Raw genomic sequence first — 14,570 nt, 5'->3', positions numbered from 1 at the left:
AAAAGAGCCGGGTCCGGTGCTCTACGCACGCGGATCCGGCTCATCTATTCCACGAGGCTTGCATGCTCGCTTCATTATGCCCAGATATGCACGGCTTAACCCGTGCGGGCACTACTCCTCCTCGAGGGCAGCGATGACCTCGTCGGTCATGTCCATGGTGCTGTAAACATCCTGGACGTCGTCGAGCTCCTCAAGACGGTCGATGAGGCGCTGAACCTTCTTGGCGTCGGCGCCGGAGACCTCGGTCGGGGTGGTCGGGACCATGGTGGTCTCGGAGCCCTTGACCTGGACGCCCTGCTCCTCGAGCGCCTTGGAGACAGCCATGACCTCGTTGGCAGTAGTCCAGACGATCCACTCCTCGCCGGCGTCCTCGTAGTCCTCGCCACCGGCCTCGGCGATGGCCATCATGAACTCATCCTCGTCACCGGCAGCACCGTTGGCGATCATGGTCTCCTTCTTGGCGTTCTCGTCCAGAATCTCCTTGGCGACGACGATCTGGCCCTTGCGCTCAAACTGGAAGGCGACGGAGCCGGAGGTGCCCAGGTTGCCACCAGCGTGGGAGAAGGCGGAACGGACATCAGCGGCGGTACGGTTGCGGTTGTCGGTCAGGCAGTCGACGTAGACGGCGACACCGGCGGGACCGTAGCCCTCGTACACGATGTTCTCGTAGACGGCAGCGTCAGCACCCGAACCAAAAGCCTTGTCGATAGCGGACTTGATCTTGTCCTTAGGCATGGACTGAGCCTTGGCCTTGGCAACGGCAGCGGCGAGGCTGGCGTTGTTCTCGGGCAGCGGGTCACCGCCGAGACGGGCAGCAACGGTGATGTTGCGGCTCAGCTTGGAGAAGAGGGCGGAACGCTTGGCGTCCTGCGCGCCCTTACGATGCTTGGTTGTGGCCCACTTAGAGTGTCCGGACATACGTGTCTCCTATCGGTTTCGACCTAAAGCCCAGCGCAGATGCTCGGGCAATATAAACAAACGTCGTTATGATATACCTACTGGCCTGCGAGATAAACCCCAAAATGAAGGCGACGTGATGATGCAACCCCTTGGTGCAAAGTAACCTGCCCCCTTTGCACCAAACTTAGGACCAGAGGAGGTCGCTGCGGGTGATGGTGGCGCCGATGGCAAAGGGCATGCAGGCGATGACCGGGTACAGGTAGCGCATGTAGGTCGAGCCGTTGCAGGGACCGATCAGGCACACGGCGAGCACGCCCAAAAGCGGCACCCAAATGGCCAGCCCGCGCCACGAATGACGACGTAGCAGATAGGCCACCACGGCGATCATGATCCACACATAGGTGGCCGAGCTCATGGCGAGCGAGATAAACGGAATGCGCTGCACCGCCACGCGATACAGGTTGATCAGGTGGTCGCACCAGCGCACAACCTTGCTATCGACCGGATGGAAGTCGAAGTACTTGAGGTTATCGGGCTTCGCCATAATCTCGGCACTGCGCGCCGTGCTGTAGACCCATGCATCGCGGGCACTCGGATAAAAGTAGCCGTAGTAGTTATTGATGAGCGCCGAGATATAGCACTCGGGATCCTTTTTGAACATCTGGGCCCACACCTCAAAATAGGCCTTGATGTCCTCCTGCAAGGCGTACTCGTTAAAGCAATTTTTGACGGCGTCCGACTTATCCGGGTTGTAGCGGCGGCCCAGATTCTCGTACTTGAGCACACGGTCGATCACGGCACGCTCTTCGTCGGTCACCAAGCCGTCGCAAGGAGCCTCCACGATGGTGCCGTCCTCCTTAACCGTGGGGTTGACGCCCGAGTTGAGACCGTCGTGTTTTTGGACGAAACGAGCCGTCTGCTGGAACGGAATCGAGAGGATTTCGCGCTTGGAACCAGGCGTGATGTCGTGCGCCGGCATAAAGACCTTGGTGAAGTACATATTAGAGGCAAGGCAGAGTGCAAGCACCGCAAGAACTCCCACCCAGCGGAAACGCGGGATGGCGCCCGAAGGCGCAGCACCAGCCAGCTTGGCCGCACGGCGAGCCACATGTGCGTCCCATGCGCAAAACGCCGTCGCGATTACGCATGCCGCCAGGGGAAACACCAGGCCGCCGTTGCGCAGAAACGTGGAACCCATGGCGCCCAGAGCGAGCAGCAGCCAGTCGTGGCGCGCAAAGAGCACGGGCCTCTGTTCGCCCGCACGCTCGGCATTGGCATCGCGACGGGGCAGGCCGCATGCCACGAGCTTCACGGTCTGCACCAACAGCACCAAAAACGCGTCGGCAAACAGCACATCTTTGGTAAGCAGGGCCGCGTAGTTGGAGAACATGGGCATAAACACAAAGAACAGCAAGATCACGCCGCGGACCGGCAGGCTCACGCCCAGCTTGCGCAGCGACGAGATGGAATAGGCCATGCAGGCGGCCGTAATGACGAACTGAGCGCAGGTGTAGATGGCAAGACCTACGTTGGCGCTGTTGAACAGTGAAAGCCCCAGCTGGACGCACGAACCGATGATAGCCGTGTGTACCACGGGGTGATGTCCGTTGAGCAACACATTGGGATTGAGCAGACGCAGGTAGTCACTCGTGCCGTTGGGGTAGTTGAACCACTGGCGAATCTGCGCACCCGTATCTCCCATAAAAAGGCCGGGCAGCGAAGCGATGAGCGTGGGCGCCCAGGCGACCATAAGCACCAGGAAGGGCCCGGCAAAGGGATGGACCGAGAGCACGGCGTGAGCCATACGCCATACGCGGCCAAAGTGCGCTTCGGAAAACGGAATACGCCGAGAGCTCAGCCAATCTAGACACTCAAAGGCAAGGTAGAAGGCAACGACCGCCAAGAGCATCCAGCCCGCACCGCCTATCCAGGCGCAAATGATGCGTGCCTTGTCGCCAAGCACGATCTCGGCCGAATCGGTGAGGTCGTAGCTACGGCCAAACACCATGCAGACGGCAAAGAACAGCGACGGAAGGATCACCGAAGGACGCCAAGCATCGCCGCGGCCAAAGAATACGTAGCGAAACGGCAGCGTGAGCAGGCAGGCAAGCGCAAGCAGCATGACCGCGTCGGTATGGCCGGCAAACGAGAGGAGCACCTCGTAGCACACGTACAGCATGCCCGAGGCTTTGGGGTCAATCGCCAAGACTGCGTTGCTCGACACCGGGGCGGGATCGATGGAAAACGCCGTGGTCGCCAACAGCGCGAGCAAAAATGCGATGAGCGTCTGCTTGGCGGGGTAGCGCTTAAACCAGACGATGCGGGCAGCGTCGCGCGCAGCCGTTGTGGAGAGGTCGGAATCCTTCACAGTCCGAAAGCCTTTCTAGAAACCTATCAAACTCGGCAAGACCACCACAAAGGCGCCTGTCCCCTTTGCGGTGGTCTTGGTGGTTAGGCGTCGAGGTAGATGCGCTGGGGGCGATTGCGGTGTCGGGCGAAGATGATGAGCGCCAGACCGGCGATCACGAGCGGCAAACTCAGCAGCTGACCCATGGTGATGACGCCGCCCAGCAGATAGCCCAGCTGCGCATCGGGCACGCGCACAAACTCAACGAGAAAGCGGACGATGCCGTACCCCATCACGAACACGCCCATAAACGTACCCTGGGGCAGCAGCGGCTTTTTGCGGCTGAGCACCTGCAAAATACAGAAGAGCACGACGCCCTCAAGAAACGCCTCGTAGAGCTGGGAGGGATGGCGCGGCATATCGCCCGCGGTGCCGCCAAAGACCACACCCCAAGGCAGATCAGTCGGTTTGCCCCACAGCTCGCCGTTGACGAAATTGGCACAACGGCCCAGGCACAGGGCCAGCGGGGCGCCGATCACAGCAAGGTCGGCGACGGTCCAGGCGTCAAGCTTGTACATGCGGCACACGATGATGCCGCCCAAGATGCCGCCCACCAGGCCGCCGTGGAAGCTCATGCCTCCCTCGTTGGTGGCAAAGATTTCGAGCGGATGGGTCCAATAGTAGCCATCGCCGTAAAAGACGACATAAAACAGGCGCGCGCCGATGATGAGACCAAAGACCGCGCCGACCACGACGCTCGTCAGGTCATCAATCGTAATGTCGAAGCCCCAACGACGCTGCGTGCGGTACATAACGACCGCCGTGAGCAGAGCGCCGACCACGTAGGCCAGGCCGTACCAGTAGATGGTGATGGGACCCGCCGAGATCGCGACGGGGTCAAGCATGTGGTAGAGGTCGTTGAGCATATCGATCCCCTGCTCCCTACATACAAATGCGGCCGCGGGCCTTGCGCTCGCAGCCGCATATCTGGGCGTAACGTCTATGCGGAGCGTACCGTCCGCAGCTTTCGCATCTTAGAACGGCGCGTACTCGTCGTACAGGTCCTCGGCCTCGCCGGAAGCATTGACCTGCTCAACGCGGGTAACGCCGGGCACATGCTCCTTCAGGATGCGCTCGATACCCATGGAAAGGGTTAGCGAGCTCATGGGGCAGCCGGCGCAGGCGCCCTGCAGCTCCAGCTTGACAACGCCCTCGTCGTCGACGCCCACATACTCCATATCGCCGCCGTCGGCCTGCAGGTTGGGGCGAATCTCTTCAAGAACCTTCTTAAGCAGCTCTTCGTTAACAGCCACAGGGGCTCCTTTCTCACAATAACGCGGGCACGCCCGCGGACAGAAGCTATGTTACTACAGCCATGTACCCGCTCACGAGCCGTCCATGCGCGCAGACGCGACTTTCACGAGTAGTCAATTTGGGACGGGGCTCTTTTGGCTGTGTTCGTCGTCAGATAGCGACAACGCATATTACTGCCGAGTCTGTCCCCCGGTACCAATCTGGACATCGACGATGACCTGGCGGTAGCTGATGCCGCAGGAGTCGAGAATGCGGCGGCTGATACGGCCGTCATCGGTGTCGGCATACTTATTGTCCAGGTAGACGACCTCGCCCACACCCACCTGCGCCAGGATCTTGGCGCAGTCATGGCACGGGAACAGCGTGACGTAGACCGTGGAACCCTCGAGATCCTTGAGCGAGCCACGGTAGTTGAGCACGGCGTTGGCCTCGGCATGGACCACGTAGTTGTGCTTGTCCTGCAGCGGGTCGTCGCTCGTACCCCACGGAAAAAAGTCGTCGTTGAGTGCCGAGGGTGTACCGTTGTAGCCCACCGAAAGGATGCGGTGGTTGGTGTTGGCGATGCACGCACCCACCTGCGTGTTGGGGTCCTTGCTGCGGCGCTGCGCGGCGATGGCCACGCTCATAAAGAACTCGTCCCAGCTAATGACGTCCAGGCGCTTGCCTGACGAAGTTTGATGAAGATCGTCCGACATGGCAGACACCTCCGTAATCGCAATAGTTTGACCCATTGTAGCAGGTGAAAGGTGGGGGCGTTTGTCCCACCGGCGCCCTCACTTTTACACGCGGCGGGGCTTTTGGTTGATGTGGTAGAGCTCGGCGAGACCCCGCAGCGTCAGCGCATCGTCGACCGTCAGGCTATGGCCGACCAGCGCCGCAAGCGCCTCGGCATCGTCGCCGGTAATGACGATGGGCACGTTGCCTTCCCCCGCGGCCTTGGTCGCGCGCATCTCGGCGAGCACCATGTCGAGCATGCCGTCGATGCGGGCTACCTCGCCCAAGACCACGCCCGAGCGCATGGCCTCGCGCGTGTTGCGGCCGATCACATGCGTGGGCGCCGAAGGCTCGACCTGCGGCAGACGCGCCGCAGCGGCCGAGAGCGAGCGGGCGCCGAGCGCCAGACCCGGCGCGATGACGCCGCCCACAAAGGTACCGCACGCGTCGATGACCTCGATATTGGTCGTCGTGCCCAGGTCGATCACGATGCACGGAGAGCCGTAGACGGCACGGGCCGCCACGGCATCGGCGATGCGGTCGGGGCCGATCTCGGCCGGGTCGTCGTAGTGCACGGGCATGCCGGTCTTGAGGCCCGGCCCCACGGTGAGCACGCGCCCCGTGCAGGTACGGGAAAGCGCCGCCTTCCACGGGCGCTCGAGCGCCGGCACCACGCAGCTCAGCACGGCCGCCGTGGGCACGAGCGCGCCGGGCATGCCCGCATCAGCCGCCAGCGCGGCCATGACTTGAGCGAGACGCATACGCGCTTCGTCGGCCGTAATGCTCGATGGCGTCGTGATCTCGCACGTCGCAAGCGGGCATTCCTGCGCCGCGGCCGAATCCTCTGCAAACAGGCCAAAGCGAATGAACGTGTTACCCACGTCGACCGTCAATATATATGCGCACCCATTAAGCATCGTCGGCGCTCCTTTCGTCTGCCCAGCAGTATATCGCCTACCTAAACCAGTCATCCCAAAATGACTAGGTTGCGGCTATACTGATGCGCGGTCGTTTGCGAGCTCACGCGACGGCCTTTGGTAACCCGACTTCCCGCGCCGCATCCGTAGCGGCGCTCCCGGGGGAAGCGGATATACGCAAAGGAGTTCAATATGAGCAATCCCTCGAACCGCGCCTCGATGCGCGGGCAACTCACGCTGCGCGGTGTCGTCATCGGCGTCCTTGGCTGCGTGATCATCACGGCAAGCTCGGCCTACACGGCCCTCAAGATGGGCGCCCTCCCCTGGCCAATCATTTTCGCTGCCGTCATCTCGCTGTTCTTCCTGAAGCTCATGGGCAACGCCAGCCTCAACGAGGCCAACGTCACCCACACCATCATGTCTGCGGGCGCCATGGTCGCCGGCGGCCTGGCGTTTACCATCCCGGGCGCCTGGATGCTGGGTTATGCCGACCAGATCAGCTGGCTCGACATGTTTATCGTGGCACTCGCCGGCACCATCCTGGGCCTGCTGGCCACCGCGCTCATCCACCGTCACTTTATCGTGGACGCCGCGCTTGAGTTCCCCACCGGCAACGCCGCAGCTCAGACTTTGCGCGCGACCGAGGCTGGCGGCAAAACCGGCAAGCAGCTCTTTGGTTCCATGGCCATCGCCGGCATCTATAGCGTGCTGCGCGACGCCCTGGGCGTGGTGCCCAGCATGCTGTGCACGCTCAACATCCCCGGCGTGACCTTTGGCATCTACAACTCGCCCATGCTGCTCTCCGTCGGTTTCCTCGTGGGCTTCGCCCCGGTCGCTTTCTGGTTTGCCGGCGCCCTGTTAGGCAACTTTGGCATCATCGTGGGCGGCACCGCTGCCGGCCTGTTCGACGTTGTGACTGCACAGGGCATCGTCAAGTCCCTGGGTATGGGCCTCATGATGGGCTTTGGCGTCGCCGTCGTCCTCAAGGACATCTTGCCGCAGGTCGCCGGTATCGTCCGCGGCCTCGCCGCCGACAGCTCCACCGACACCGACGAGCAGTCGCTCATCTCGGGCTCCCTTAAGCTCGACGCCGGCATCATCGGCCTGGGCGCTGCCGCCATCGCCGTGATCATCGCCATCGTGCTTGACCTTGGCCCCGTTCCGGCCGTCATCGTGACGCTGTTCACCTTTGTCACCACCATCATGAGCGCACAGAGCTGCGGCCAGACGGGCATCGACCCCATGGAGATCTTTGGCCTCATCGTTATGCTCATCGTGGCTGCCTTCGCACAGATTGCTCAGGTCAAGCTGTTCTTTATCGCCGGCATCGTAGCCGTGGCGTGCGGCCTTGCGGGCGACGTCATGAACGACTTTAAGGCCGGCGCCGTGCTGGGCACCAACCCGCGTGCGCAGTGGATCGGCCAAGCCATCGGCGGCATCGTGGGCGCCCTGGTCGCCGCAGCCGTCATGGTCGCGCTCGTCACCGCCTATGGCCCGGACGCCTTTGGCCCCGACAAGAGCTTTGTTGCCGCGCAGGCAAGCGTCGTCGCCACCATGGTCTCGGGCATCCCGAGCGTGCCGTGGTTCGTTGGCGGCTTTATCGCCGGCATCGTCATGTACTGGCTCGGCATTCCGGCCATGATGATCGGCCTGGGCGTGTACCTGCCGTTCTATATGTCGCTCACGGCTTTCCTGGGCTCCTGCGTTAAGCTCGTCTACGACAAGTGGGCCGCTCACCGCGACGCCGAGGCCGGTCTTTCGGACGAGGAGAAGGCCGCCAAGGACGCCGCCTTCCAGGAGCAGGGCCTGGTTGTCGCCAGCGGCCTGCTGGGCGGCGAGTCTATCGTCGGCGTTATCCTGGCGTTTGTCTCTGTTGGCCTGAGCCTGCTGGGCTAAACCCAATAACAACGCACCCGTGCAGAGCGCGGGGTCGGAGACCATCCGGCCCCGCGCTTTTTTGTCTATTTGACTCTTATGATCCTCACGGCGTTTTTTGTCATGCCGATTGGCCTGACTTCCAGGTCAACAAACCCTGTCTGACACCTCGCTCAACGCGGTGTAGAGTAAAGACGACGGGCGGGATACGCGGCACGTGCCAGAACGAGGTGGACATGGAACTCGATAAACAACAGCTCAAGCGACTGCGCGAGCGCCATCATCGGCGCCATGGCATCCGCCCCGCCCACAGCGAGGCCATGGAGAACGCAAGCCGCTTTCTAAAGCGGGCATTCAACATTCGCGAGGGACGCGCGCCCTATCACGTGATTCGCAAGCGCTTTGTAAACGGGGCGCGCCTGACTGGCTCACACTTATGCATCTTGATCATTGCCATGTTGATCGCGAGCATCGGCCTCGATATCGACTCGGATATCGCCATTGTAGGCGCCATGCTCATCTGCCCGCTCATGGGTTCGGTCCTTGCCATGGCATACGGCATCGCCACGCTCGACCGCGAGATTACCCTTGAGGCCGTCGCGAGCTTGGCTCTGCAGATGGCCTTTTGCCTGGTCACGTCCACGTTGTACTTTAAGCTCTCGCCCCTTGGCACCACCACGGCCGCCATCATCGACAATTCGACACCGACTGTGTGGGACCTTGCCGTCGCGCTCGCGGGCGGCTTTGCGGGTGGCCTGGGCAACTCGCGCGACCAGGAACCCGCCACGCTCATCGCCGGGGTGGCTGTGGCGACCGCGCTCATGCCGCCCCTGTGCGCGGCGGGCTATGGCATCGCCATCGCAAGCGGGTCGCTGTTCCTCTCGGCACTCTACGAGTTTGGCATCAACGTGGTCTTTATCGCACTGGCCGCCGAAGCCGTACTGCTTCTTTTGCGCGTGCCGCTCAAGCGCGACCTGAACGGCGACGGTATTGTGACTGCTGAAGAAAACGCCGAGGTCGACGAGCTATCGCGCAAGGTGCGCCGCCGCATCATTGTGGGCACGGTAGTCTTTGCCATCCCCTGCATCGTTATGACGGCGGGTTCCATTGGCTCGGCGCAGGCCGGCGTGCAGGACGGCTACGGCGTGACCGAAACCACGCGCGAGCTTGCAGCGGTGCTGCCAGGCTTTAAGGATTACACCGTCGCCGTCGAGACCTCGGCTACCGAAGGTGACGAGGAAGGCATCGTCGAGCGCGAGATTGTCGCCCATGTGACAACGAGCGAGGCGCTTGGGGCACACGACCGCCGTATCGCCCGCAAGCTCATCGACCTCAATGTGCCCGGGCTCGATCGCGTGGAGTTTGATGTGGAGTAATGCGGAGCATGGGATGGCTCTCGCGCACAGGCGCAAGTCGCGGCGAGGCTCAGACGCGACGCAGGCACATGCAAAAAGCGGGACGTAGTTCACGTTCGCGCCCCGCTCGCTGTTTTATTGCCGTGAATCAGACGTCCGCATCGACATCGCCAGATTCCACTGTAAACGCCGGATCGGTGCTCACCAGATAAAATCGGGTCACCTTAGTATTTCTAATTAGGTAAATCTGCCCCTGATTGCGTCGGCGCGATATATACGCAACGTGAATCGTGCCGAATTCTTCGCCGTTTTCCTTCTTTAATATCAGGATGTTGGGGTCATCCGTACGCTTAAACTGCCCGTCTGTGCAGATTCCGTCTTGATCGACCAGCTGCCATCGACAGTTGTCCTCCTCAAGAAAAGCCAGGGTTTCCCGACTCGTTTTGTCATCCCGATAGTAACCATCAATGGCAAACCCTTCGGAAGCGCATTCCTGCATATAGGACGTTTCTCGGCTTATAGCAAACAGCCCTGTAGCGCCCAGGAGCACAGCCAGGCAGACCACTGCAAGGGTTATCGAAGTAGCACGGCGACCCATGTTAGCCAGACCAATACTTGTTGAACGGAGTGCAAAACATACTTGGTACCTCCGATATCAAAGCAAACGTCACCCGCGGCCCGCCGGCAACTATGTGTTTCTAACATTAAACCATTTGGCTACGACTCGTTGGAGATAGGTTCCATAAACGGACAGTGATATACGGCGAAAGGCCACACTTATCCATTAACCCAGAGTTATGAAGGCCGTTTTTCATATTGCGAGACCGCGGTTTTCGGAAGTGCGGTGAAAAACTGAGCGCCGCCGACCAGACCGACTTTTTTAGCAACAAAACCGCAGGTCACAAGGGTGCAAAAGAGCCGTGTGCTCGGAAATTCGGAGTTTTTCCCCGCACTTCCGAAATCCGAGTCCGCGAAAGGTGCCGGCAAGGCCAATTACGCAACATATATCCAGTAAAAACGGGTGGCAGCCGGTATGGCTGCCACCCGTTTTTCTCATACCAGCCTAAAGCAGGCATGTTTCTTCTTAATGCCGCCCCCAGACGCTCGGCGACCGATGCCACGGCATCCTCGCTAACCGAATCGCAGGCAGGCGAAGGGCTGCGTGCAGATGGTGTTGGGCGCACCGTGATCGATTAGGTCGAGCATCTCGGCCGTGAGCAGCCAGCCCTCGCCCATGTTATTGCATACCGAAAGCACCGTGCGGGCTTTATCTGCCATGGTGCCAACACCTGAAGATTTTGAAGATTTTGTCCGTAACTCAAAGAGCTAGGATGTTGATAAAATCCAGAGACATCATGGCTAAAAGAGACGGACACACTGTCCCTGTTTTTCGCACGAGCAGCGCAAAAATAAGGCCCAAACAAAGATAGCCCCCCATCATTGCAATGATGTAATTTGTGGGTGCCCCGATTAAACACTGTTGAGTCACGAGAAGCAATGACCATAGCATCGACTGTATAAATGCCCTTATGCAAAACGGCCGAACTATTCCGACGATTGTGTATTCAAATAAAAATACGTACCTAAATAACAGCTCATGCAAAACTGAAACCGAACAGACCAATACCCATCTGGATATTGATTTTCCACCTATATCGAGCATAAAGGCCATAATAATAAATACGATGAAAATGAACTGCCATCCCAAAAGAATCCCACGCCGTTTGGGCTTATCGCAAGAAACAGCGCCCCGAGTTGCAAAAAGATAGACTACCAACGCACAAAAGAGCGCCCCTGTAGAGCACAGCCAAGCGGGGGATCCTTTTGCAATAACCCAAATAGCCCACGGCACGCTAGCAACCATCGTGCCCAGTAGATAACGTGCCCCCAGGCGCATTATTTCAGTCGCTTTTCCCAAGCTCTACCACCTCATCACTAGCATCTATTAGGTCCATATCGTGTGTAATTGCAATGACAATCTTGTGCTTTCGCATTTCCTTCATAGCTTTTATCAGAGCTTCTTTATGAGCAATATCGAGTGATGCTGTTGGCTCATCGAATAAATAGACGTCTGCCTTCTTTTCTAAGACCCGTCTAATTTCCAGTTGTTCCAGTTCCCCGGGAGACATTCCTCCGCACCTCTTCCTTTCGATAGAAGGAAAGTTTCTATCGCAAAGAATATCCTTTACTGATATCGGAGTTTGTTCAGCAAACGAAACTAGCTTCTGCCTAAGGAGCTCACAGTTGATTTCTTCTTGGGCCTTACCGTTGTAGGAAATAGTTCCAACGTAATCCGAATTGAAACAACCCATCAATAAGTACGCAAGGGTCGTTTTGCCCGAGCCATTAATCCCTACAAGAGCATAGAGCTTTCCTTTTTCAAACTTGACATTCAAGTTGCTGTAGAGACACTTTCCATTTAATGTAAAGCCGAAATTATGCAGTTCGATGTAATCGATCTCCAAGAGCTCCTCTCCAGCAGCAGCCGAAGGCATTTTAGAGGCATTTAGACGGGATATCGATGAGAAGCAGTCTTGTGCGCTGCTACCTATACCGTAGATTGACCTCACGGCAGATAGCATTAAAGCCATGTAGCTCGAAACAGCAACAAGTTGGCCTACACTCATGCTTCCATGCATTACATAAAAAGCCGAAATCAAAAGAATGGTCACCTGGGACGCAGCCGCAGCAAAGGAATCAGTTGCCTGAAATTTCGAAATGACACTTTGATAGGCGACTCCGGCGTGCAGCAAAGACGAAAAATAGCTATCTATGGATTTCAATGCTCTTTCGAACAGCGCATTAACATACAAAAATCTCTGATGCGCAAGTAGGGACTCCACTTTTCCGAAATACAGGGACTGCTCTTCCTTAAAGGTCAGACCTGAAACAAAAAGCGGTTTTTTAAATGAAGCATATGCAATTGCATACAAGATGCAAAATGTCACGGAAACCCAAAAGAGCGCTGTGGAACATCCATAGAGAAAAAATAAACTGATACCTAGCTGGACAATCGCAAGGAGTACCGTCTGGAGCATCGACAATCCGAAGGACGCCACAGTATTGGCATCTGAACAAATCTGTTGAGTTTTTTCAGCAGACTCCTGCTCAAAAAACAACTCAAAAGGCATCCGCACGAGCTCATCGATTTTCTTTCGAGCAATCGAGAATGCAGCCACGGTCGTTATCCGCATTGAAAGAAGGGTGCTTAAATAGCTGACAACAATATCGATTAATGCCGCGAAACCAATTAACGCACTGTCAATCATAATAGCACCATAAGGAGCTTTTTTAGATATATTATCAACCAGAGCGCTCGTGAGCAGCGGGGATACAGAGGCCATCATTCCAGATATTATTAAGCACAACGTAAAGGCTATAACCAGAAGCAATTGGGAAGAAAACCCAAGTCTGAAATATGGCAGATAGTCGAAGATCGCCGTTGAATCCGCATCACTTCTTATGCTTGAGATCATAGGCCGCCCTCATTACTTTTATACAGTTCTTTCTTGCGGATACACAGCTTGTCTTATTTTCATACAGCCTGGTGAAGGGACAGCCACCCATGCACATAGGAAGAAGTGAGCAGTTAAGGCATTCTGAATCTGAACAAAAGTCGTAAGCATTCCATATGGAAACTTCGGATGCGCTACTCGTTACATTTTCAAAGATGCTCCCATAGCTTCTGTCGGAATATCCTATTTCATTCCAGCATTTATATAAGGAACCGTCTGGTCCAATAACTTCTGAATATTTATTGACGGCTCCGCATATGGTCGGATTAAAGCCTGGAAGAAATGGATCCATGTACCCTGTCATTTTGTAGCGAAACAGACAGGATGCTTCAATCGAAGCAAATTCATCCTCTGAATAGCATGGAGAGTTAGCGCACATCCCATTTATATCATCCACTGCCGCTAAATATAGTTTTACTTTATTACGAAGACCTTTACAATCAAGCGAATCAACCAAACGATCAATCTGATCACCGTTCGACGGATCAACATTGACTCTTAAGATGACATCAAAGTACGCACTAGCCCTTTTTACGTTATCAATAATACGGTTGAACGTATCGCCGCCAGAAGGAAGACATCTTCTTCGATTGTGTATCTCAGGCGGACCATCGACAGTTACCTGAACGTGCGTAACCCCATTTTTTGCAAGCAACTCCGCCGTTTTCCCATCTAAGAAATAGCCATTGGTCACCATACTGGCGTTAAATAAGATTTCATCGCTTCGGATTCCGCGCGTAATCTTCTCCACAGTCTCAATCGCCAATAAAGGCTCGCCGCCATACCAGGCAATCTGCAAACTTTCCGCCTGATTGTCTATAACCATGCCATTGATATGCTTTATTACCTGATCGACGCATCGGTCGCTCATTGAGCCATAACGCTTGCCGTTCTCATAACAATACGGACATCTGAAGTTACAATTCAATGTCGGGGCTATCGTAAATGAAAGTGATTTTGATTGCATGCGACAGGCCAACGATATCTCTTTTAAATGTTCGATCTCGTCAAGTCCGTCGGGAACCAACAACCCCGCGTCCGTCAAATTATCGACAATTTCCGAAGGGTAATTAGCTCCATTCTCAAAAAGCCCCTTCTCGTATTCTGCATCCAACGCAACGATTGCACCAGAGTACGAGTTATATGCCAGCGTAGGTTGATTCCCTTTATCGATTACATTAAAGCGAGACTGTTTCATTTCTACTCCGTTGCATATTTCAATATTTCAACCTGCCATTAGGAGTAATTCCAGCCACAAAATTTGGTAATGCAGATCCTCAGGCCACACGGTCCTCCCCCTGAATAACTCCAACAAATATGTGCTGCACAGGACACACACGTAGAAATATCTCGAGACGAAGCAGGCATCTGAGTATTCACTGGCTTTTGAATATATTCCATCGGAGCTCCTAGCTAACGTGTATACCGCAATGTTGAAATGCGCGGCAATTCCCGCCCGTGTACACGGCACACATCCCCCAGGGATTACAGCGCCCTTGACATTTTGCGCCCTGACAAGGACACCAACTTGATAGCAAAGCAATATCGTTAGGTGTTTGAGTTGGCTGTATCCAATCCACAATGGCTCCTTTCTCGTTCTAGGCCTAGTTATACTTTGGTCAAAAAGTCAAAA

At 56.5% G+C, this 14,570-nt stretch carries 13 protein-coding genes; 2 read left to right on the top strand and 11 right to left on the bottom strand.

Features of this window, described 5'->3' with window-relative positions; genetic code table 11:
* Nucleotides 1-111: 111 nt before the first annotated feature.
* From AB5Z25_RS05165 to AB5Z25_RS05140, 6 genes are all read right to left on the bottom strand, one after another.
* The gene (locus AB5Z25_RS05165; protein WP_006234926.1) at nt 112-918 is read right to left on the bottom strand and encodes a YebC/PmpR family DNA-binding transcriptional regulator; all 807 of its coding nucleotides are present in this window, start codon (nt 916-918) and stop codon (nt 112-114) included.
* A 166-nt stretch (nt 919-1,084) separates the two neighbouring features.
* A complete protein-coding gene (locus AB5Z25_RS05160; protein ID WP_368134962.1) occupies nt 1,085-3,268 on the bottom strand; it encodes a DUF6020 family protein in 2,184 nt (727 codons plus the stop codon).
* An 83-nt stretch (nt 3,269-3,351) separates the two neighbouring features.
* Nucleotides 3,352-4,173, bottom strand: a complete 822-nt coding sequence (gene lgt / locus AB5Z25_RS05155) for a prolipoprotein diacylglyceryl transferase (RefSeq protein ID WP_117584123.1) — start codon at nt 4,171-4,173, stop codon at nt 3,352-3,354.
* Between the two features lie 108 nt (nt 4,174-4,281).
* Entirely contained in the window at nt 4,282-4,560 is a 279-nt protein-coding gene (locus AB5Z25_RS05150) for a NifU family protein (RefSeq protein WP_035137589.1), read from the bottom strand.
* Between the two features lie 171 nt (nt 4,561-4,731).
* Nucleotides 4,732-5,256, bottom strand: a complete 525-nt coding sequence (locus AB5Z25_RS05145) for a deoxycytidylate deaminase (RefSeq protein WP_368134961.1) — start codon at nt 5,254-5,256, stop codon at nt 4,732-4,734.
* An 84-nt stretch (nt 5,257-5,340) separates the two neighbouring features.
* Entirely contained in the window at nt 5,341-6,192 is an 852-nt protein-coding gene (locus AB5Z25_RS05140) for a type III pantothenate kinase (RefSeq protein ID WP_368134960.1), read from the bottom strand.
* 192 nt (nt 6,193-6,384) lie between these two features.
* Between AB5Z25_RS05140 and AB5Z25_RS05135 the strand changes: the two genes are divergently transcribed.
* Nucleotides 6,385-8,088 carry an OPT/YSL family transporter gene (locus AB5Z25_RS05135; protein WP_368134959.1) on the top strand — a complete coding sequence of 568 codons (1,704 nt, stop codon included), beginning with the start codon at nt 6,385-6,387 and terminating at the stop codon, nt 8,086-8,088.
* 215 nt (nt 8,089-8,303) lie between these two features.
* Complete coding sequence (locus AB5Z25_RS05130) at nt 8,304-9,443, top strand: DUF389 domain-containing protein (RefSeq protein WP_368134958.1); 1,140 nt, start codon at nt 8,304-8,306, stop codon at nt 9,441-9,443.
* 127 nt (nt 9,444-9,570) lie between these two features.
* Here the strand turns inward: AB5Z25_RS05130 and AB5Z25_RS05125 are convergent, their stop codons facing one another.
* The 5 genes from AB5Z25_RS05125 to AB5Z25_RS05105 form a co-directional block, all read right to left on the bottom strand.
* Nucleotides 9,571-9,921, bottom strand: a complete 351-nt coding sequence (locus tag AB5Z25_RS05125; RefSeq protein WP_040358975.1) for a hypothetical protein — start codon at nt 9,919-9,921, stop codon at nt 9,571-9,573.
* A 632-nt stretch (nt 9,922-10,553) separates the two neighbouring features.
* On the bottom strand, nt 10,554-10,700 hold the full coding sequence (locus AB5Z25_RS05120) for a hypothetical protein (RefSeq protein WP_368134957.1): 147 nt from the start codon (nt 10,698-10,700) through the stop codon (nt 10,554-10,556).
* A 40-nt stretch (nt 10,701-10,740) separates the two neighbouring features.
* Complete coding sequence (locus AB5Z25_RS05115) at nt 10,741-11,340, bottom strand: type II CAAX prenyl endopeptidase Rce1 family protein (protein WP_368134956.1); 600 nt, start codon at nt 11,338-11,340, stop codon at nt 10,741-10,743.
* Entirely contained in the window at nt 11,324-12,898 is a 1,575-nt protein-coding gene (locus AB5Z25_RS05110; protein WP_368134955.1) for an ATP-binding cassette domain-containing protein, read from the bottom strand. The genes AB5Z25_RS05115 and AB5Z25_RS05110 overlap by 17 nt, the downstream gene beginning before the upstream one ends.
* Entirely contained in the window at nt 12,876-14,135 is a 1,260-nt protein-coding gene (locus tag AB5Z25_RS05105; RefSeq protein WP_368134954.1) for a radical SAM/SPASM domain-containing protein, read from the bottom strand. Before AB5Z25_RS05105 ends, AB5Z25_RS05110 begins: the two co-directional genes overlap by 23 nt.
* Nucleotides 14,136-14,570 lie beyond the last annotated feature (435 nt).

This window comes from Collinsella aerofaciens (assembly GCF_040910325.1).
Classification (GTDB): domain Bacteria; phylum Actinomycetota; class Coriobacteriia; order Coriobacteriales; family Coriobacteriaceae; genus Collinsella; species Collinsella aerofaciens_BL.
This window is presented reverse-complemented; position numbering and strand designations above follow the sequence as displayed.

Coding starts and splice junctions, on each gene's coding strand:
- AB5Z25_RS05165 (WP_006234926.1), bottom strand. CDS start 918: ATGTCCGGACACTCTAAGTGGGCCACAACCAAGCATCGTAAGGGCGCG.
- lgt (WP_117584123.1), bottom strand. CDS start 4,173: ATGCTCAACGACCTCTACCACATGCTTGACCCCGTCGCGATCTCGGCG.
- AB5Z25_RS05145 (WP_368134961.1), bottom strand. CDS start 5,256: ATGTCGGACGATCTTCATCAAACTTCGTCAGGCAAGCGCCTGGACGTC.
- AB5Z25_RS05140 (WP_368134960.1), bottom strand. CDS start 6,192: ATGCTTAATGGGTGCGCATATATATTGACGGTCGACGTGGGTAACACG.
- AB5Z25_RS05135 (WP_368134959.1), top strand. CDS start 6,385: ATGAGCAATCCCTCGAACCGCGCCTCGATGCGCGGGCAACTCACGCTG.
- AB5Z25_RS05130 (WP_368134958.1), top strand. CDS start 8,304: ATGGAACTCGATAAACAACAGCTCAAGCGACTGCGCGAGCGCCATCAT.
- AB5Z25_RS05125 (WP_040358975.1), bottom strand. CDS start 9,921: ATGCAGGAATGCGCTTCCGAAGGGTTTGCCATTGATGGTTACTATCGG.
- AB5Z25_RS05120 (WP_368134957.1), bottom strand. CDS start 10,700: ATGGCAGATAAAGCCCGCACGGTGCTTTCGGTATGCAATAACATGGGC.
- AB5Z25_RS05110 (WP_368134955.1), bottom strand. CDS start 12,898: ATGATCTCAAGCATAAGAAGTGATGCGGATTCAACGGCGATCTTCGAC.
- AB5Z25_RS05105 (WP_368134954.1), bottom strand. CDS start 14,135: ATGAAACAGTCTCGCTTTAATGTAATCGATAAAGGGAATCAACCTACG.